General features: G+C 39.7%; 18 protein-coding genes. 8 read left to right on the forward strand and 10 right to left on the reverse strand.

From position 1 onward, the window contains the following. Positions 1-2: 2 nt before the first annotated feature. From J1G40_RS07770 to J1G40_RS07785, 4 genes are all read right to left on the reverse strand, one after another. Positions 3-743 carry an isoprenyl transferase gene (locus J1G40_RS07770; RefSeq protein WP_265242053.1) on the reverse strand — a complete coding sequence of 247 codons (741 nt, stop codon included), beginning with the start codon at positions 741-743 and terminating at the stop codon, positions 3-5. A gap of 8 nt (positions 744-751) precedes the next feature. Next, a complete protein-coding gene (locus tag J1G40_RS07775; RefSeq protein ID WP_265242054.1) occupies positions 752-1,438 on the reverse strand; it encodes a DUF6089 family protein in 687 nt (228 codons plus the stop codon). Positions 1,439-1,551: 113 nt separating this feature from the next. Next, a complete protein-coding gene (locus tag J1G40_RS07780; RefSeq protein ID WP_265242055.1) occupies positions 1,552-2,433 on the reverse strand; it encodes an NAD kinase in 882 nt (293 codons plus the stop codon). A gap of 5 nt (positions 2,434-2,438) precedes the next feature. Then, a complete protein-coding gene (locus tag J1G40_RS07785; RefSeq protein ID WP_265242056.1) occupies positions 2,439-3,095 on the reverse strand; it encodes an acetoin utilization protein acuB in 657 nt (218 codons plus the stop codon). 93 nt (positions 3,096-3,188) lie between these two features. On the opposite strand from J1G40_RS07785, the gene J1G40_RS07790 reads away from it, so the two are divergent. From J1G40_RS07790 to clpX, 6 genes are all read left to right on the forward strand, one after another. Continuing rightward, positions 3,189-3,902: a pyridoxine 5'-phosphate synthase gene (locus J1G40_RS07790; protein ID WP_265242057.1), complete on the forward strand. Its 714-nt coding sequence runs from the start codon at positions 3,189-3,191 to the stop codon at positions 3,900-3,902. A 2-nt stretch (positions 3,903-3,904) separates the two neighbouring features. Continuing rightward, complete coding sequence (locus J1G40_RS07795; protein ID WP_265242058.1) at positions 3,905-4,684, forward strand: alpha/beta fold hydrolase; 780 nt, start codon at positions 3,905-3,907, stop codon at positions 4,682-4,684. Positions 4,685-4,773: 89 nt separating this feature from the next. Continuing rightward, positions 4,774-5,124, forward strand: a complete 351-nt coding sequence (locus J1G40_RS07800) for a phage holin family protein (protein ID WP_265242059.1) — start codon at positions 4,774-4,776, stop codon at positions 5,122-5,124. A gap of 207 nt (positions 5,125-5,331) precedes the next feature. Beyond that, positions 5,332-6,654 carry a trigger factor gene (gene tig / locus J1G40_RS07805; protein WP_265242060.1) on the forward strand — a complete coding sequence of 441 codons (1,323 nt, stop codon included), beginning with the start codon at positions 5,332-5,334 and terminating at the stop codon, positions 6,652-6,654. Between the two features lie 197 nt (positions 6,655-6,851). Beyond that, entirely contained in the window at positions 6,852-7,532 is a 681-nt protein-coding gene (gene clpP, locus J1G40_RS07810) for an ATP-dependent Clp endopeptidase proteolytic subunit ClpP (RefSeq protein WP_265242061.1), read from the forward strand. Between the two features lie 94 nt (positions 7,533-7,626). Continuing rightward, positions 7,627-8,862, forward strand: coding sequence for an ATP-dependent Clp protease ATP-binding subunit ClpX (clpX, locus tag J1G40_RS07815; RefSeq protein WP_265242062.1), 1,236 nt, complete (start codon positions 7,627-7,629; stop codon positions 8,860-8,862). On the opposite strand, the gene J1G40_RS07820 is transcribed toward clpX, so the two are convergent. Continuing rightward, on the reverse strand, positions 8,857-9,405 hold the full coding sequence (locus J1G40_RS07820) for a hypothetical protein (protein WP_265242063.1): 549 nt from the start codon (positions 9,403-9,405) through the stop codon (positions 8,857-8,859). The genes clpX and J1G40_RS07820 overlap by 6 nt on opposite strands. A gap of 428 nt (positions 9,406-9,833) precedes the next feature. After that, entirely contained in the window at positions 9,834-11,348 is a 1,515-nt protein-coding gene (locus J1G40_RS07825) for a GH3 auxin-responsive promoter family protein (protein WP_265242064.1), read from the reverse strand. Between the two features lie 78 nt (positions 11,349-11,426). On the opposite strand from J1G40_RS07825, the gene J1G40_RS07830 reads away from it, so the two are divergent. Continuing rightward, complete coding sequence (locus J1G40_RS07830) at positions 11,427-12,221, forward strand: DUF2797 domain-containing protein (protein ID WP_265242065.1); 795 nt, start codon at positions 11,427-11,429, stop codon at positions 12,219-12,221. Positions 12,222-12,236: 15 nt separating this feature from the next. On the opposite strand, the gene J1G40_RS07835 is transcribed toward J1G40_RS07830, so the two are convergent. The 3 genes from J1G40_RS07835 to sppA are packed head-to-tail and all read right to left on the reverse strand — an operon-like array spanning position 12,237 to position 17,496. Continuing rightward, positions 12,237-14,972 carry an AsmA family protein gene (locus tag J1G40_RS07835; protein ID WP_265242066.1) on the reverse strand — a complete coding sequence of 912 codons (2,736 nt, stop codon included), beginning with the start codon at positions 14,970-14,972 and terminating at the stop codon, positions 12,237-12,239. 48 nt (positions 14,973-15,020) lie between these two features. Next, positions 15,021-15,734 (reverse strand): queuosine precursor transporter, encoded by a 714-nt coding sequence (locus J1G40_RS07840; protein ID WP_265242067.1) that lies wholly within the window; start codon positions 15,732-15,734, stop codon positions 15,021-15,023. Between the two features lie 4 nt (positions 15,735-15,738). Further along, entirely contained in the window at positions 15,739-17,496 is a 1,758-nt protein-coding gene (gene sppA, locus J1G40_RS07845) for a signal peptide peptidase SppA (RefSeq protein ID WP_265242068.1), read from the reverse strand. 72 nt (positions 17,497-17,568) lie between these two features. Here sppA and folK point away from each other — a divergent pair, with 72 nt between their 5' ends. Continuing rightward, the gene (gene folK, locus J1G40_RS07850; protein WP_265242069.1) at positions 17,569-18,714 is read left to right on the forward strand and encodes a 2-amino-4-hydroxy-6-hydroxymethyldihydropteridine diphosphokinase; all 1,146 of its coding nucleotides are present in this window, start codon (positions 17,569-17,571) and stop codon (positions 18,712-18,714) included. Between the two features lie 127 nt (positions 18,715-18,841). Here the strand turns inward: folK and J1G40_RS07855 are convergent, their stop codons facing one another. Then, positions 18,842-19,366: an RNA methyltransferase gene (locus tag J1G40_RS07855; protein ID WP_265242070.1), complete on the reverse strand. Its 525-nt coding sequence runs from the start codon at positions 19,364-19,366 to the stop codon at positions 18,842-18,844. Positions 19,367-19,509: the final 143 nt, after the last annotated feature.

Genomic DNA, 19,509 nt, shown 5'->3' on the forward strand with positions numbered 1-19,509 from the left:
CGCTAGTTGAGTTGTTCGCTAGTTTTTCCAAATCTTCGTTCTCTGTTCTGGTAATTGATGATAGCCTCTACCAAATGTTGCTCGCTAAAATCGGGCCAAAATACATCAATAAAATATAATTCGGCATAGGCTATCTGCCAAAGTAAAAAATTGCTGATCCGATGTTCTCCACTGGTACGGATGAGCAAGTCTACGTCTGGCAAATTTTGCGTGTAAAGATGGTTATTTATAATGGTTTCATCAATATTTTCAGGAGAAATTATATTATTTTTAACTTTGGCACATATTTGCTGTACGGCAGTTTTCAGTTCTTCTCTAGCGCCGTAACTCAGGGCAAGGGTTAAAGTCATACCCGTATTTTTGCCGGTCTTTTCAATGACTTCCAATAGCTCTTTATGTGCTTTTTTTGGCAAAGAAGAAATATTGCCTATCGCATTGAGGCGGATATTATTCTTATTTAAAGTTTTAAGTTCCTTTTTGAGAGATGCTACTAAAAGGCGCATCAGTGTATCAACTTCAAGTTTCGGGCGGTTCCAATTTTCTGTGGAAAAGGCGTATAGCGTAAGGCAATCTATCCCTAATTTGGCACAATTTTCCACGGTTTCACGTACTGCCTTAACGCCATTCTCGTGCCCAAAAACCCTTAATTTACCTCGTTGTTTGGCCCACCTTCCGTTTCCATCCATTATTATGGCCAGATGTTTGGGAAGGGCACCCTTTTTTAATTCTTCAAATGTGTACATAATAGGTATTACTCAAAACAATCTGAACAAGGCTTTCTGCCAAAGGTATAAGTTAAGGTTATTCCTGAAAAAACATACCAATCATCACTAAAAATATTTCCAAACCTAAAAGGTTCAAAATTTGATCCCACAGGATTACTGGCATCAAGGTTATCCGTAAAGGTATACCTGGCCCCTATTTCAGCCCCAAGTATAAGAAATTGATTTATTCTTGCTTTTGCACCTACCGTCATGGGAATGGCAAATGCCCCGTCTTTTTGATCTATATCCTGTAGCTGCCCCGCATCAAAATAGTTAAAACCATACCGGAAATAGGTAAGTCCGGTATATAAATAGGGCGTAAAAGCTGGTCCCAGTTTATGCAGATTGTATTCTACGAAGTTAAATTCGAGTCCAAGCGAAGTTTCAAAAACCGAATTATCCATAACATATCCTCTCTGTTGCCTTGATGAGATGTCGGATTTGGCATCATCAGCCGTGAATTTTCCATAAATTACGGATGCCCGCCAGGCATATCGCTTGCTTTTGTTCCACTTAAATATCCCGCCAAAGGCCAAACCAGAAGGGAGAATAAAATTGGTACGACCAACGTCACCTATGTTATTTGCTCCACCCCCAAATAGCCCTATTTCATAGGTCTGAGAATGCAGTTGTGTGGAAAGACACAAAAGAGCAATGACAATAAATTTCCTCATAAATTCCAAAAGTTTGCAAATATAACACATGGATATTGGGTTGCCCAATGGTTACATCCCTGTTCTCCTTTCATAAAACAGCTTTTGTCGGTATTTATTGCTTTGGCCGGGCTTCAATTACGCCGGTCTTCTCCCCATAATAATTTGTTGCGAATGGTTTTGAGAAAACTCTGAGAAGTATATTCTATCATTTTAATGGTAAAACCTGCCTTTTTGATTATAATTTCTTTCCCATTTTCAAGACTCGCTATTCTGGAATCAAGGGAAACAAGATGATTTTCCTCCCGTCCGGTAACCTTTAAACGTATTTCTGTATTATCTGAGATCACCAGTGGCCTGGCATTGAGATTATGTGGTGCAATTGGAGTAATCACCAGAGATTTAGCGGTAGGTGTAATTACCGGCCCTCCGCAACTTAAAGAATACCCTGTAGAACCCGTAGGTGTTGATACTATCAGGCCATCAGACCAGTAAGAGGTTAAATACTCATCATTAAGGTAGGTCTCTACTGTAATCATCGAGGTAGTCTCTTTTCTGCTTACCGTTACCTCGTTTAGTGCAAAATTCAATTCCCCAAATTCAGGAATATCTCCTTCTGTATAAACAGACACCAGACTTCGTTCAACGATCTTAAACTCTCCGGCGACAAATTCCTGAATTACTTTTCTGACATCCTCCTTTTTAAAAGTGGATAAAAATCCAAGCCTTCCTGTATTTACCCCAACTACAGGAATCCCGAGATCGCCTATATAAGTAACCGCCCTGAGAATTGTACCATCCCCGCCAAAACTAACCATCATATCGAAGGTAGAATCAAGTCCCTCTTCAAGGGTAAATGTTTGAAAATCTCTCTGCCGCTCTTCCGAAAACAAGACCTCACAAAAGTTCTTTTCAATGGCTACCTGGGCGGAAAGACTTTTTAGCTCGTCTAGTAATTCTTCCACATAATCCAGTGCATTTTCCTGATAGGTCTGACCGTAGATTGCAATTTTCATAGGCCCTAAACATTAAGGTATTTGTCCAGGTAGTTAGATCGCTGTTTCAGATTCTCAAGGAATTGATCATCCATGTTACCAAACAGTATATTGTAGTTGTATCTCCTGAAAGTCTGAACAACCTCATTCATATTTTCAGGGCCAATTTTCAAGGTTACCTGCACCACGTCATCGCGAGAATCGGTCATAAAAGCACCTAATAGCTTAGTGTTATTACTCTCAACTATCTGCGCAATTTCGCTGAACGAATAGTCTTTTTTTGCCTTGGCTATTACAAGAATCCCTCCGGGTTCCTTAAAAAATGGTATGTCGATAAATAAACCAACCAAATCAGTAAGGTCATAATATCCTACTACCGCGTCTTCCTTGTCAAGCACCGGGATCAGATTGGCCTCATTTCTGGCGAAAGCTTCAAGGACATCTAACCATCCGGAATTCTTTTTTACCATGAAAACTTCAAGATTATATCTGTAATCTTCAATTTTCTTATCGCCTTCAAAGATTTCTAGATCATTCTCGGCTAATAATCCAAGGAAACTGTTCTGTTCAACAACTGCTACATGAGAAAATGTAGTATTCTGAAAAAAATCAATAACATCTTTCAGCCTGTCTTGCAGGCCGAAAACAGGTAAATCATTGATTATGTGATCAGCTAATCTCATATATTATTTATATATCGCAAATTAGTAATTTTAAATATCAAAAGGCATGCCTAATTTGTATTTTTGCGCTGTAATGAAAATCAAATCGTTTGTATGACCAAACTTAGCGTGAATATCAATAAAATTGCCACCCTTAGAAATGCAAGAGGGGGCAATTTTCCAAATCTTATAAAGGTTGCCAAAGACATTCAGGAATTTGGAGCCGATGGTATTACCATCCATCCCCGTCCGGATGAAAGACATATTCGTTATCAGGATGCGCGAGATCTGAAAAAAGTGGTGTATACGGAGTACAATATAGAAGGTAATCCAATTCCCGACTTTATAGAACTGGTAACTGAGGTGAAACCTACTCAGGTGACATTGGTACCAGACGCGGTTGATGCCATTACTTCTAATGCAGGATGGGATACCATTGGCCATAAAGAATTTCTTAAAGACGTCATCAGCAGATTTAAAAGCCAGGGGATACGGACATCAATTTTTGTTGATGCCGATGAAAAAATGGTTGAAGGTGCCGCAGACACCGGAACAGACAGAATAGAACTATATACCGAATCTTATGCCGCAGATTTTGCCACTGGCAAAAAGGAAGGTCTCCAGCCTTTCATTGCAGCTGCCAAAAAGGCCCATGAACTTGGACTGGGCATCAATGCCGGGCACGATTTAAGTCTGGATAACATCCGTTATTTCAAAGAGAACATCCCTCATTTATTGGAAGTATCAATTGGGCATGCCCTTATTTGCGAGGCCATATATCTGGGCTTGGAAAATGTTGTTAATATGTATCTGCATAAATTAAGATAGGGATGGAACTACACTCAAAAGTAATAGGAGAAGGGTCCCCTCTTATTATCTTACACGGTTTTCTGGGAATGTCAGACAATTGGAAGACATTGGGCAATCAGTATGCTCAAAAAGAATTTGAAGTGCATCTGGTAGATCAGCGCAACCATGGGAAAAGTTTCTGGTCACCCGATTTCAATTACGATGTTCTGGCCGCGGATATTGCAAAATATATAGATACCCATGAGTTGGATGCCGTTAATATACTGGGACATTCACTAGGGGGTAAAACGGCCATGCAATTTGCCTGTGAATATCCGCATTTAGTGAAAAAACTCCTGGTAGCAGATATTGCACCCAAATATTACCCCCCGCACCACCATGAAATACTTAGCGCCCTTACGGCACTACCCATAGAAGACATTAAATCAAGAACAGAGGCAGATACCCTGCTTGCCACTTACCTTTCCGATCCTGGAATACGACAGTTTTTACTTAAAAACCTGTACTGGGTAGAGCAAGGTAAACTTGGATTTAGATGCAATCTGGAAGTCCTTAAAGACAAGATGGAGGAAATAGGCGAAAATATTGGAAATACAGATAGTTTTAATGGGCCGACACTTTTTTTAAGAGGAGACAGATCAGAATATATATCTCCGGACGACCACGCTGTTATTAAAAGGCATTTTCCTGCCGCTGAAATTGGGACAATAGACAATGCGGGGCATTGGTTGCATGCAGAGAATCCCAGGCAATTTTTTGAAAAATCATTGGCGTTTTTTACCAATGGGTCTCCTATCTAGTTAAAAAATATTTTATGTGCCGTGCACTAAAAGGCGAGATTTTAGCTAAATTTATAATTATAGTTCCCTTAATGTAATACCAAAAACCAATGAAATTTATTCTTAGAATACTGCTTACTGCCCTTGCTGTTTTAATTCTTGCAAATGTGCTTCCCAATGTTACGGTAGAATCTTATATCAGCGCAATAATTGTTGCCCTTGTTTTAAGCCTTTTAAATTTTATTGTTAAACCCATACTTATTATTTTAACGCTGCCCGTAACCATCATAACATTTGGGCTTTTTCTGCTGATTATTAATGCGATAATAATTCTGCTGGCCAGCGAACTCATAGGTGGTTTCGAGGTAAATGGTATTTGGTGGGCCTTGCTTTTTAGCCTGTTATTGTCATTTCTTCAATCGATACTTTTTTCCTTTCTCAAAGAAGACAAGAAGAACTAAACAAGTTATCAAAAGACCTTCGATCAAAAACTTGTCGAACTACATAAATTATAGTACTTTTGCCTCCTTATTTTACAGATGGGAAATGCAAATGGTTTAGGCCAAAAAATGAAGTAGGAACATTAGTTAAGCAAATGAAAATAAGTTCCTTAATCGGATAAACTCAAATTCCGGAGATACCATTTAAGGAGTTTAAAAAAAAGAAGTATGAATATTACCAAGGAGCAAATAGACGAATTAAACGCAGTCGTTAAAGTTGCCATTACCAAAGAAGACTACGAGGATAAAGTTTCCAAAATTCTAAAAGATTACAGAAAGCAGGCCAATATTCCTGGGTTCAGAAAGGGTCAGGTACCCATGGGGTTAATTAAAAAGCAGTACGGGAAAGCCGTACTGGTAGATGAAGTTAATAAACTTCTCCAGGACAACCTTAACAAGTACCTCACAGAAGAAAAGTTAGACGTTCTGGGAAATCCACTTCCTAAACAACAAGACGATTTTAACTGGGATGCTGAAGAACTGGCATTTGAATTCGAATTGGGACTTGCGCCGGAATTTGAGGTGCCATTAAAAACTAAAAAAGCTATAACCAGATACAAGATCATCGCCGACAAAAAAATGATCGAAGAACAGGTAGAGCGTTTTAGAAAGCAGTATGGAAAGTTAATCAACAAATCTGAAGTTGGTAAAGACGATGAGTTGAACGGCATTTTTAAAAATGAAGCCGAAGAAATAGAAAACAAGACCATCGTTGAACTGGATAAAATTAAAAGCAAGAAAGCTCAGGAAGCTTTAAAAGGCAAAAAAGTAGGAGATACCATTAGTCTAAGTACTAAGGGGCTTTTTAAGGAAGACTTCTTACTCTCAAGTGCCTTAGGTATAGCCAGAGATAAAACCGAGAAATTAAACATCAAAGTAGATTTTACAATCGAAGAAATAAACCAGCGCGAACTTGCAGCACTGGACCAGGAATTTTTTGATAAACTTTTTGGGAAAGATGTGGTCTCTTCAGAAGCTGAGCTCAAGAATAAAATCAAGGAAGATTCTGAGAAGCAATTTGAGCAACAAGCAGATCAGAAATTGCTCAATGACGTTACTGAACGCCTGATTGAAAGTGTAAAGTTTGATCTCCCGACAGAATTCCTAAAAAAATGGATTCAAATGACCGGTGAAAAACCGCTGACGGAAGAAGAAGCTAACGATGAATACGAGAAGTCCGAAAAAGGATTGCGCTATCAATTGATAGAAGGCAAAATTATGAAGGACAACAACATTGAGATTCAATTTGATGAGCTTAAAGATTTTGCCAAAAACTTTATTAAAACTCAAATGGCCCAATACGGACAGATGAATCCTGCAGAGGAAGAATTGGAAAATATTGCTATGAGGGTTATGAGCAACCAGGATGAAGTAAAGCGATTGTCGGAACAGTTGATGAGCCAAAAATTACTGGATCTTTATAAAGAGAAAGCAAATCTCAAAACAAAAGAAGTCACCTACGAAAACTTTGTAAAAGAAGTTTACGGATAAGGCATTAAAGAAAAACAAAACCAGACATTGCAAGAAGATGTTGTCTTGGCATGCAAGGCTACATTTATAAATGCAGATTTTGAAAATACCAAAAATGGATTTTGAAATTATAGTCTCACTAAATTAAGTATCTTTACGGTGCCGAAAGCGTTCATTTCGGCACCTTTTTTTTGACTAAAAATACAGTACTCAACCCTATGGATTACGGAAAAGAATTCAAAAATTTTGCAACAAAGGACCAAGGTATTAACAGCATGTATTACGATCAGGTGATCAGCAGTATGTACCCGGTTAATATGACTCCTAATATTATTGAAGAGCGTCAACTGAACGCTATTGCCATGGATGTTTTTTCCAGGCTAATGATGGACAGAATCATTTTTCTGGGCACGGGCATTAATGATCAGGTGGCCAATATTGTTCAGGCGCAGTTATTGTTCCTGGCCAGCGCAGATTCATCAAAAGACATACAGATTTATATCAACTCCCCTGGTGGCAGTGTTTACGCTGGTTTGGGAATTTATGACACCATGCAGTTTATAAAACCTGACGTGGCTACTATTTGCACGGGGATGGCTGCTTCTATGGCTGCTGTACTCCTTTGTGCCGGGGAAGCTGGGAAGCGAAGCGGTTTAACTCATAGCCGGGTAATGATTCACCAGCCAATGTCTGGGGCTCAGGGGCAGGCGAGTGATATTGAAATTGCCGCAAAAGAGGTGATAAAAATTAAAGAGGAATTATATCAAATTATTTCCAAACATTCCGGTCAAAAATACGACAAGGTATATGACGATAGTGACCGGGATTATTGGATGAAAGCAGACGAAGCCTTGAAATATGGCATGATTGATGAAATTTTAGAAAGGGATAAAGATTAATTCCGACAAAACCCCATGGCAGACAGTGCTATGGGCGGGATATAAACCAAAACGGGAAAAGATTCGTTATAGTTAATGTAAGTTTACGCTGATTATGGCTAAGGAAAATTTAGAATGTTCTTTTTGCGGGAGAAAAAAGCCAGAGACCAATCTATTGATTGCAGGTCTTGATGCGCATATATGCGACAGGTGTATTGAACAGGCACATGGTATTGTAGCTGAAGAATCTCGCCAATCCAAAAACGATGATCTTTCTTCTGAACTCATTCTTAAAAAACCCATAGAAATTAAGGGTTTCCTGGATACATTTGTCATTGGGCAGGAACGCACCAAAAAAGTATTGTCCGTAGCGGTCTATAATCATTACAAAAGACTGCTTCAACCCACTTCCAAGGAGGACGATATAGAAATTCAAAAAAGCAATATAGTTATGGTTGGGCAAACCGGAACCGGTAAAACCCTGATGGCAAAAACCATATCCCGTATGCTAAACGTTCCTTTAGCCATTGTGGATGCCACTGTATTAACAGAAGCCGGTTATGTAGGCGAAGATGTAGAAAGCATCCTGACCCGTTTATTGCAGGCGGCAGATTATAATCTTGAAAAAGCAGAAAGAGGCATTGTTTTTATAGATGAGTTGGATAAAATTGCCCGAAAGAGCGACAATCCTTCTATTACCCGTGATGTTTCGGGTGAAGGAGTGCAACAGGGACTACTTAAATTGTTAGAAGGAACTGTGGTGAATGTACCTCCAAAAGGAGGGAGAAAGCATCCGGATCAGAAGTTTATTGAAGTCAATACAGAAAACATTCTTTTTATTGCAGGAGGGGCCTTTGACGGTATTGAACGTATAATCACCAAGCGGTTAAATATGCAGGCTATTGGTTATAGTGCCTCCAAAATGGAAGAAAGCCTGGATAATACCAATGTGCTACAATACATTATTCCAAAAGATTTAAAGGAATTTGGATTAATTCCTGAAATTATTGGGAGACTTCCGGTACTGACGCATATGAATCCTTTGGACAAGAAGACGCTAAGGGCCATCCTTACAGAGCCAAAAAATGCAATAATTAAACAATATGAGAAACTATTTGCCATGGACGGCATTAGTTTTAAAATTACCGAACAAGCTTTAGATTATATAGTAGACCAAGCAATTGAATATAAATTAGGCGCAAGAGGTCTTCGCTCTTTGTGTGAGGCTGTGTTTACAGATGCCATGTTTGAACTACCCAGTAGTGAGGAAAAAGACTTTAAGGTAACCAAACCTTATGCCGAAAATAAATTGTCTCACGAAAGAGTTAAGAAGTTAAAGGCCGTATCATAGGCCTGCGTATTGCTTTTTGAGCATACTTTCCAGAATATTCAGAGATACTTTCCCGATAATTTTCTCGTCAGTGTACAAATCGCGACCAAACTTAGGTACTACTTCTACAGGAACATTCATATGATCTGCCCATGCTTTTGATGGTCTGTCAAACTGATTTTCACCATAGAGTAAGGTAACGGGTACTTCGGGCCTTTCGGTCTCCAAATGTACATTCAAAGGTGAAACCGCATACAAAGACTTCATTGGAAGTCCTTTCAAAGCAGCTTTCCATGCTATCAACCCGCCACAGCAAAAACTTAAATAATGACTGGGAACTGTTTCTTTCATTAGCAATTGTCTAATTGCTGTATCCATACCACCTTCCTGAAGTGCTTTGGTTACTTCTTCCGGTGTATAGTCTACTACATCTATATCTGCCAGTTGATGGCTGTCATAATAAACGATGTCAAAATATTGTTGTAAATAACCGAGGTAAGAGGTAATCCACATGCCTTTTTTAGCACCCCAAATATCTGATAAAACCACTAAACGATCTGCCATTGTTGTAATATTTGTATTAGTCAAGGTTAAGTTCTATGGCTCAATTTGAGCATTAAACCCCTAAAACCGGCATTTATTTGTTTATCTGAACCAAATCTTCGATGTAGTCCAGAATTCTTACAATTTTATAAGCTCATGATAGCACTACGCATATTTCATGCCACTATGGGCTAAACTCATCTATTTTCTGAATAACCAATTTGCCTGGCCGACAGATTTACTCCACTAACATTTATCTTATATATATATGTCTAATAATGGAGGAAGGTTTTCATTAGTTAGGATGAAGTACTCTAACTGAGCAGATCTTGCTATGAGCCGTTAAGGTATTAGAAGTGATGTGCCCGATAGATGCTGTTATCCGCATAAAGGATTAATGGGAGGGATATTTCAAGATGAATAGCCTAATAGGGTATGATGAATAAACTTTATTTGTTCATTTCCAAAAGCTCATCTACATATTCTCTTTCATTGGAGAGTCGTGGAATCTTATGCTGCCCTCCCAATTTATCTTTAGATTTTAACCAATCGTAAAACAGGTTTTCCCTGGCAATATGCACTTTCGGCATCCTGAGGGTCATGTTATTGTAGCGCTTGGCTTCATAATCAGAATTCAGGGATTTTAAGGCATTATCCAAAAATTCTGTAAAGTACTCGATCTCATCAGGCGCTCTTCTGAATTCGATAATCCATTCATGTGCCCCCTTTTCCTTTCCAGACATATACACCGGAGCCACGGTATAGTCTTTTATTTCCGCCCCGGTTTTAGCACAAATATTCTTAAGGGCTTCCTCTGCATTTTCAATGATCAGTTCTTCCCCAAAAACATTAATATGATGTTTGGTCCTTCCGGTAACCTTTATCCTGTAAGGAGCAGTAGATGTAAACCGAACAGTATCTCCTATCTTATATCGCCAGAGACCTGCATTGGTAGAAATGATAATGGCGTAGTTCTTCCCTATTTCTACCTCCCATAAGGGTATTGTTTTCTGCCTTGAAGTGCCGTAAACCTCCATAGGGATAAATTCATAAAAAATTCCGTAATCTAACATCAGCAGCAAATCGTCTGCATTGTTTCTGTCCTGAATAGCAAAAAATCCTTCTGAGGCGTTGTATATCTCATAGTATTTAAAACTCTTATGAGGCAGCAAATTTGCGTATTGGTCCAGGTAGGGATTAAAGCTGACCCCTCCATGGAAGTAAACCTCCAGGTTTTCCCATATCTCAAACAAATGCTGCTTGCCGGTTTGCTCCAGCACATTATTCAACAGTACCAGCATCCAGGAAGGTACCCCTGCTAAACTGGTCACATTCTCCTGAATGCTTTCCTGGATTATGGCATCCATTTTGGTCTCCCACTCGCTCATCAGGGACACCCTATTGCTGGGCGTACTACTCAATTCTGCCCAAAATGGCATATTGTCTATTAATATTGCGGAGAGATCTCCAAAGAAACTTCCATTATCTTCATAAAGCTCTTTGCTGCCTCCCAGTCGAAGACTTTTACCTGTGAATAATTGAGAATTTTCGTTGTTGTTCAGATACAAACACAGCAAATCCTTTCCAGACTTATAATGGCAATCTTCTAACGCCTCATTGCTGACAGGGATAAATTTGCTTTTAGCATTGGTTGTACCGCTACTCTTTGCAAACCATTTTATAGCAGTAGGCCAAAAAATATTCTGTTCCCCTCTTCTTGTACGTTCTATCAGTGGCTCTGCCTCTTCATAAGACATAATGGGCACCCGGCTGGCGAAAGTTTCGTAGTTGCTAATAGAACTAAACTCATGTTTTCTGCCTATTTCCGTATCCTCAGCAATTTCAAGAAGTTGATGCATCACTTCTTGTTGTACTTCACCGGGGTATTTTAAAAAAAGTTCTATCTGGTGATAGCGCTTTTTTAGCAACCAGGAAGCTATTGAATTGAATAAAGGTATGGGCATTTTTCGGTATCTTTATTTGCCTAAATTTACTTTTTAAAGATAGTATTTTCAAATCGAATTTAATTATATCGCACTTCCATGCTATACGAAGGAGTTTTACGTAAGATGAGAACGGAAATGGGGCAACCCATTCAATATTATATGGTATTTGATACCGATTTTTTAAATGTCAATCAGTTGCTAGACAAGGAATTGCAAATTGAGTTCATCAAATACCAATGCCTTAACTGTGGAGAGGATCTACCAATATTCCGTCAGGGTTTTTGCAGGCGATGTTTTTATGAAACTCCTGCTGCTGGCGATTGGATAATGAGACCAGAGTTAAGTACTGCCCATCTCGACAAGGAAGACAGAGATCTTGAATATGAGAAAAAGGTACAGTTGCAACCGCATATTGTTTATCTGGCAAATTCCAGTAATGTTAAAGTAGGCGTAACCAGGAAGACTCAGGTGCCTACCAGGTGGATAGACCAGGGAGCTCACGAAGCCATTGAAATTGTGGAAGTACCTAATCGATATCTCGCTGGGGTAACTGAAATAGCCCTGAAAGAGCATGTGAATGATAAGACCAACTGGCGTAAAATGCTGACAAATTCTTTGGAGGATGTGGATTTGGTAGCATGGCGATCTAAACTAAAGCCATATATCCCCGCAGAAGCACAAGACTACTTTATTGAAAATCAAGGGGAAACTCATTTAGAGTTTCCTGTAATCCGGTATCCGGATAAAGTTAAAAGCCTCAATCTAAATAAAACTCCTAATTATCAAGGTGTTCTAAAGGGAATAAAAGGGCAATATCTGCTCTTTGAAGACAATACTGTGTTTAATGTGCGCGGCAATGAAGGGTATTATGTTGCCCTTGGCGTTAAATGATAAAGAAGAATTTAGCTATTCCTTTATAGTATCATTTTTGGACGCCGCCGTGTCCTTTTTCTTTTTCCCAAAAAGCCCTCCGATAATATCTTTGGCCTTTTCCTTAACTATATCATTTTCTGCTGTTGCAGTATCGCCCTGAACCGTATCTGGCTTTTTAGCATTGGCACCTAAAATACCTCCTACAACATCGGCAATACCATCTTTTGAATTGTTATTCCCCGCTGCGGAATCTGTCTTTTTTTCAGAAGATAAAATCCCACCTATTAGCTCACTGGCTTTATCCTTGCCCTGATTTATCAGTTTCTGTTTTTGAATTTCCACCAGCTGGGTAGTCAGATTTTTTATTCCTGAACTCAAATCGGTACTCACTTCTGGAGCGGCATACTTCCCTCCTATATTTGCAACAACGGGGATAGTTAAATCCGCTAGTTGCTCTTCATCAATTTTAGCTATAAGGTTATTCACTTCCTGTCCCAGGTATTTAGTTGGGACGTCCATCGTTGCGGTATAATTTAGCTTTTGATCAAAACTATGTTCCCCATTTACTTTTATAGCAATATCCTCATAGTGAATGGTAAACGGTTTAACTTTTACCATGCCATCCTCGAAAGAAAGGGCAGTTTTTAACCCCTGCAGGTTTAATTTTTCGGTTTTTAAAAAGCTTAGTTTACTACTTAATGCACTAAGCATCTCAGCACGCTGTGGGCTGATATTTGTAGCCAATACTTCTGCAAGTACATTCCCGCTGATATTTTGAAGGTCCGGGGTAAAGTCGTCCTGCAGCGTCCCGGATAGTGATACCGTGGAGTTCATTTTCCCTTTCAGCATATTGGCAATTGGCGCCAATACTTCAAATAATTCCAGGGCTTTAAATGTTTCTCCAATCTTAAACTCCTGCATCCCCAATTGCATATCAAATACGGGCTGTACTCCTTTGGTGGAAACCTCCCCCTCGAAAGTTAAGCGGCCGTCAAACAGCGAAGAACTCATATTAGACAGTACGGCTTTTTCGTCTTTTATCCTTAGGTTTCCGCGTACGTCTTTTAGGACGAGGTTATCATACAAAACGGTATTAGCCAAGGCATTAATATTAACGTCGAGGAAAGACGGTATTTTTAACCTTTCCTGTGTTGTTCCCTCTTTAGAAGCTGAAGCCTGCTCATCTGAGACAGCCGTAACTTCATCATCCATAAAGTCGTTCAGGGAAAAGGTATTGGAAGTTAACTCAAAATCCCCTTGTACATCTTCATTATTAAACAAGAAACCCAAAAGATTATTGATCTTCCCATTTGCATTAAAATCGGTAGTACCCGTGCCCCCTTTCAACTCAGTAAGATTAACCGTGCCCGAATTAAAACTCATCGCCATTACTTCTATCCTGATAGGTTTGGCAAATTCCTCCGAACTGTATTCAAAACCACGTACATCCAAATCTCCGCTGGTACTGGTGTTACTATATTGTTTGTTCTCTATAGCGGCCATATCAAATACCGTGGAAATATCAGCCTTTAATCTTCCCTTTAAATCCAAATCTGTGGCAATCGGATAAGCGTTTGAAATATTTGCAAGATCCAAATTACCATCTAAATGGGCATCTACCCTGGTGTTGCCCAATAATTCTGTAATGCGCGACCTTAAGTTAAATTTATCTTTATCTATGTTAAAGGAGGCTTTATTGATATCTATATACGTTTGTTCTGCCAGACCGGTGGAATTATTAATACCGACATCCAGATAAATGCCGCTCACGGTTTTAGGAAGATCAGGATACTTAAAGGAGGCATTATCAGAATTGATCCTGACATTAAATTTGGGAATGTGCTCTTCATCTACAACTCCCGTAAATTGACCTTCGACAATGAAATTCCCGGAAGTTTCTACATTTTCAATGTTTTTGGAATATTCTGCAGGAATAACAGCCAAAAAGTTCTTAAAATCGGAAGAAGGCGTCTTAAAACTAATATCAACCTCCTGGTTGTTTTCATTAACCTTCACGAAACCGTCGAACACAAGAGGCAGCTGATTGATTAGGGCCTCATTTTTCAAGAAGGTATATTTGTCATTAATTAAATCAATGCCAATAAGGGCATTTAATTTTATTTTGTTCTTCCTGAGATAGTTGGTATTATTTAGTTTAAAGGTTACCAGGGCTTCCGTATCGGTATCCAATTCTGAAGAGTTCGCTGAAAGATCTCCCTTACCGGTATGCTCTATATCAGCAACTTCCAGATATATTTCTGCCGCCCTGTCGTGATAAATCACTTTTGATTTTGATAGGGCATATGTTTGCAAATCGAAAGAAAAGCTCTGTGACACTCCTGTAGTAGTACCTGAAGTACCATCATCTTTTGCAATTTCGTAATTGGCTTCCTCATCTTTGCTGACTATTATACGGATATTGGCCCCGGAAATCGTCAGGTTCTTTATGGCTATGGGGTCGTCCTCACCTTTAAAGAGTTCTCCTAAACCCATAGTCAGGCTCAACTCTTTTCCCGCAAAGAGCGTATCTCCCTGGAAAGGAGCATGATTGAGCAGGGTAACATTTTTTAGATCCAGTTCTGCATTCGGAAAACTAGAGATAAGACTTAGGTTGGCATCTTCAAAATCAAGAGTTGCGTTAACATTATTGTTTACGTTGCTCTTGATAATATCACCAATCTTTGCTTCCAGGAAAAAAGGAAGAGCAATCAGCAAACCTGCGAAAAGCAATACAACGACTGCTATAACCTTAATAATTTTCTTTTTCATGATAAATGCTAAACGGTTCGTTTAGAACTTAAAAAAGAGGTAATTATTTTATACTCCGAGGTCTATTTCCTCATTAATGGCAAGATTAAAGCGCTTTCGGATAATAAAAACAAAGAAATACAGCAAAGGAGTGTCCAGCAGTGCTATAAAAATCTTAAAAACAAAACCGCTGATAACCAATCCGTAGAACAGCTCCCATGGAAGCACCCCAAAAAGACAAAGCAGGCTCACCACTGTAAAGGTATCAATGAACTGAGACAGGAAAGTAGAAAAATTGTTTCTAAGCCAAAGATGTCTCCCCTGAGTTAAACGCTTCCAGAAGTGATAGATGGCAATATCTACATACTGCGCAAACAAATAGGCAAGCATAGAGGCCAGCACGGCAATAGGAGATAAGGCAAAAACACTTCCAAAAACTTCGTTGTCTATTGGGGACGATGCAATGGCCGGTGCAATATCTGCCAGCAGTACAATCCCCATTGAAAAGAAAGAAGCAAAAATGCCGGCCGTAACAATCTGATTTGCCTTTTTCTTACCAAATATTTCAGAAATAAGGTCCGTAATCAAGAAGGTAATCGGATAGGGTAAAATACCTACAGACAGCTCAAAAAGTGGCGCCCCAAAGATTGTGGCTTCTTCCCCAAAAGGGTGCCAGTAAAAAAACTTCTGAAAAATTAAATTAGATACCACAAGGGAGGTGATAAAGAGTGCCCCCAGGTAGAGATAGATTTTATGCGCTAGTTTCCTTTCTTTTAGCGTCATTTATCTATTTTATGTTTAGCGTAAATGGCATGCGTAGCTGAATTCCTTTTTGCTCCATCGCAGATTTTACCCCTTTGAAAATTCCGTATGCCTCTTCGCCCAATTCTTCCCTGATAAAATCTGTTTTGAGCTGCGTACCTGCACTTCCGAATTCTTCCATGAATCTTGCAAATCCCGACTTATACCTTGGAAACTTTTTAATGCTAAATGCCTCTATTTCGGCCAAATCTGCCGCTGCCTCAATAGCGTCTTCCAGGCCGCCCAATTCGTCTACCAGTCCTAGTCTAAGAGCATCAGTACCGCTCCAAACCCTTCCTTGTGCAAGGCTATCGGCCCGGGCGACAGAAATTCCCCTGCCCTCTGCCACTCTGCTGAGAAAGGTAGCATATGTTTCGGCTATCCCTTCCTCCATTTGGTTCCTGAAATCATTAGTCATGGGTTCAAATACAGAATAATCCACAGAATTTTTGTTGGTGCCAACCTGCTCGGCATTAATCCCTATATTATCTGCTAATTCACTAACATTAGGTATCGTTCCAAATACCCCGATAGATCCTGTTATGGTAGTGGGTTCGGCGAAGATTTTGTCTGCTCCTGCCGCAATATAGTATCCTCCGGATGCAGCCACATTGCCCATAGAAACCACAACTGGCTTGCTTTCCTTTAGTAATTCCACTTCCCGCCATATGATATCTGAAGTTAAGGCACTGCCTCCGGGGGAGTTTACGCGTAAAACAACGGCTTTGACATCATCATCCTCTTTGGCCCTTCTCAGTGCCCTTGTTATAATTCCCTGGCCAATGTACTCTGGGCCTCCTTCACCATATAATATCTCGCCCTGAGCAAAGATTACAGCAATTTCATCCTTTCCTTTAAAGCGCTTTTTCTTTTTGGCATCAAAAATATAATCGGATAAGCCCACATAGTACTGATCTTCATCGGCAGCCACACCGGTAGCATTCTTAATTTTGCCTTCGTATTTATCTGCATAAAGAAGTTCATCTACCAGGCCAGATTTCACAGCATATTCGGGAGTTCTACCTCCTAAAGTATCTGCTATTTGATTAATATCGGCATTTGTCAGAGTTCTCCCTTCTGATATATCGTCTACCATTGCGCTCCAGAGTGATACTATCAGCTCTTTAATCTGGGTTCTGTTCTCGGCACTCATTTCGTTGGCTAAAAATGGCTCCACGGCGCTTTTGTACTTCCCGTGTCTTATCACTTCCATCTTTATGCCAGATTTTTCCTGAAGCTCCTTATAATATAAAACTTCGGCCGCCAGGCCTTTGAAGTCTAACGCACCAACCGGATTTAAGAAGATACTATCGGCTACCGTAGACAGGTAATAATCTTTTTGCAGGTATACATCCCCGTAAGCATATACAAACTTTCCGGACGACTTAAAATCTTGTAGGGCATTGCGGATCGCCTGGGTTTGTGCCATCCCGGCCATTAGAAAATTACCATTGATACTTATTCCGCTGATGCGCTCATCTTCCTTGGCAATGCTTATGGCATGGAGTATTTCATCTAAACCCTGCTTTGCTTCAAACAATCCGGCAAATGGATCCGCAGAAGTATTTCCGGCATAGTCACTTACAGGGGAATCTAACTGAAACTCTAAAACAGAATTATCCTTTACAACTACCCCCTCATCAGCACTGGCCAGGCTTATAAATATCATAAACATCAGGCAGAGGATACCGAAGGCAAACAAACATCCGATAATCGCTGCTAATAGATTTCTTAAAAATTTCACCTTAAAGAGTTTATTAATTCAATGGCAAAGATAACCATTGTCCGATTCTTTTGTTTACTTTGTTTTTACTTTATGAATACGACAAAAACCTCATATTTATCACTGGGCAGTAATCTTGGAGACAGGGCCTACCTCTTGCAAAAAGCAATTTTTATGTTGCAGGAGCGCGCAGGGGATATTCAAAAAATATCATCGGTGTATGAAACTCCGTCATGGGGTTTTGAGTCGGGTAAGTTCTTAAATCTTTGCATTGGACTGCAAACCAGCCTGCCTCCTCATGAACTGTTGACGATAATTCTCCAGATAGAAGAGAACCTCGGGCGTCAAAGGGCAAAGGAAGCTACCTACCAGGCAAGGAGTATAGATATAGATATTCTATATTACGATGATGAGGTTATTGAAAGCCCAAAACTTGTATTACCGCATCCGCAATTGCATAAGCGCCGATTTGTACTGCGGCCGCTGGCAGATATTGCTCCGCAATTCTACCACCCTGTCCTGGCAAAAGACAGTAGAAACCTGCTTCAACAGTGTGGAGATAAAAGTACCATTGAAAAAACCTCCCACAGGTTTTATAAAGACATGAATGCCCTTTTCAGTGGTCTTAATTTTGTAGCTATAGAGGGGAATATAGGGGCAGGAAAGTCTACCCTTGCCAGGATGATAGCGAACGATTTTAATGCCAAATTGGTTTTAGAACGCTTTGCAGACAACCCCTTTCTGCCAAAATTCTATAAAGACCAGAACAGGTATGCCTTTCCTCTGGAAATGTCTTTTTTGGCAGACAGGTACCAGCAATTTACAGATGACACCAGTCAGTTTGATCTTTTCAAACAATTTATGGTGAGCGATTATGATATTTATAAATCCCTGATTTTCGCCAAAATTACTTTGCAGAAAGATGAGTTTTTACTTTATCGCAAGCTGTTCGACTTTATGTATAGAGAGGTGAAGAAACCCAAGATCTACATGTATTTATATCAGGATACCGAACGCCTGCTAGAGAATATCAGGAAAAGGGGAAGAGACTATGAACAGAATATCTCTGCCGATTACCTGGAAAAAATTAACCGGGGTTATTTTGATTTTATCAGAGGTTACCCGGATCAGAACAACCTGGTATTAGACATTAATAATCTGGATTTTGTAGCCAGTTCTAAGGATTATAAAACCGTTCTGGACAAAATACTGCAGTTTGCCGCTAACCTGTCTTATTGAGCTATTTTATTAAAAAAAACTTGTGTAGCTGGGAAGGATTTACTTTATTGCAGGCCCTTAGTTGGAAACTAACTAACTCAAACTATACTCAGGCCCTGACAAATTTTTGTCGGGGCTTTTTTATTTTTTAACGCATTTTACACCAAAAATCCCAGACCACGACGCCCGCACTTACTGCAATATTGAGGGAATGTTTTGTCCCAAACTGGGGTATTTCCAAAACCCCATGACAGGCACTGACCACCTCCTGGGAAACCCCTTTTACTTCATTACCAAAAATAACCACATACCTTTGTTTTTCGTCTACTTCAAAGGTATTTAGCATCTGGGCATTTTCTGCCTGCTCTATGGCCAGACAATGGTAATCTTCCTTTAATTGCTGTACCAACTGCAATGTGTCTTTTCGGTATTCCCAGAGAACACTCTCTGTAGCCCCCAGGGCTGTTTTCCTGATGTCTTTATGTGGAGGGGTGGCCGTTATTCCGCAGAGATATATCTTCTCTATCAGGAAAGCATCTGCTGTCCTGAAAACCGACCCAATGTTGTTTAAACTCCTGATATTGTCCAGGACGATAACAAGCGGTGTTTTTTTTGCCAGTTTAAACTGTTCTGCATCCAGGCGATTAAGTTCGCTGTTTTTTAATTTTCGCATTAAATGTTACTGCTAATTTCAGTTTGTATTGTTGATTTATTTCAGGTTGCACAGCTCCTTCGGCTACCCTCAGGATTCGTTCAATCAACCAATTTGTTATTCCATCAAATTGTGGTCACAGGCCAAGCGAACAACTAAAAAAG

Source organism: Muriicola sp. Z0-33 (assembly GCF_026126425.1).
GTDB lineage: Bacteria > Bacteroidota > Bacteroidia > Flavobacteriales > Flavobacteriaceae > JAFMPW01.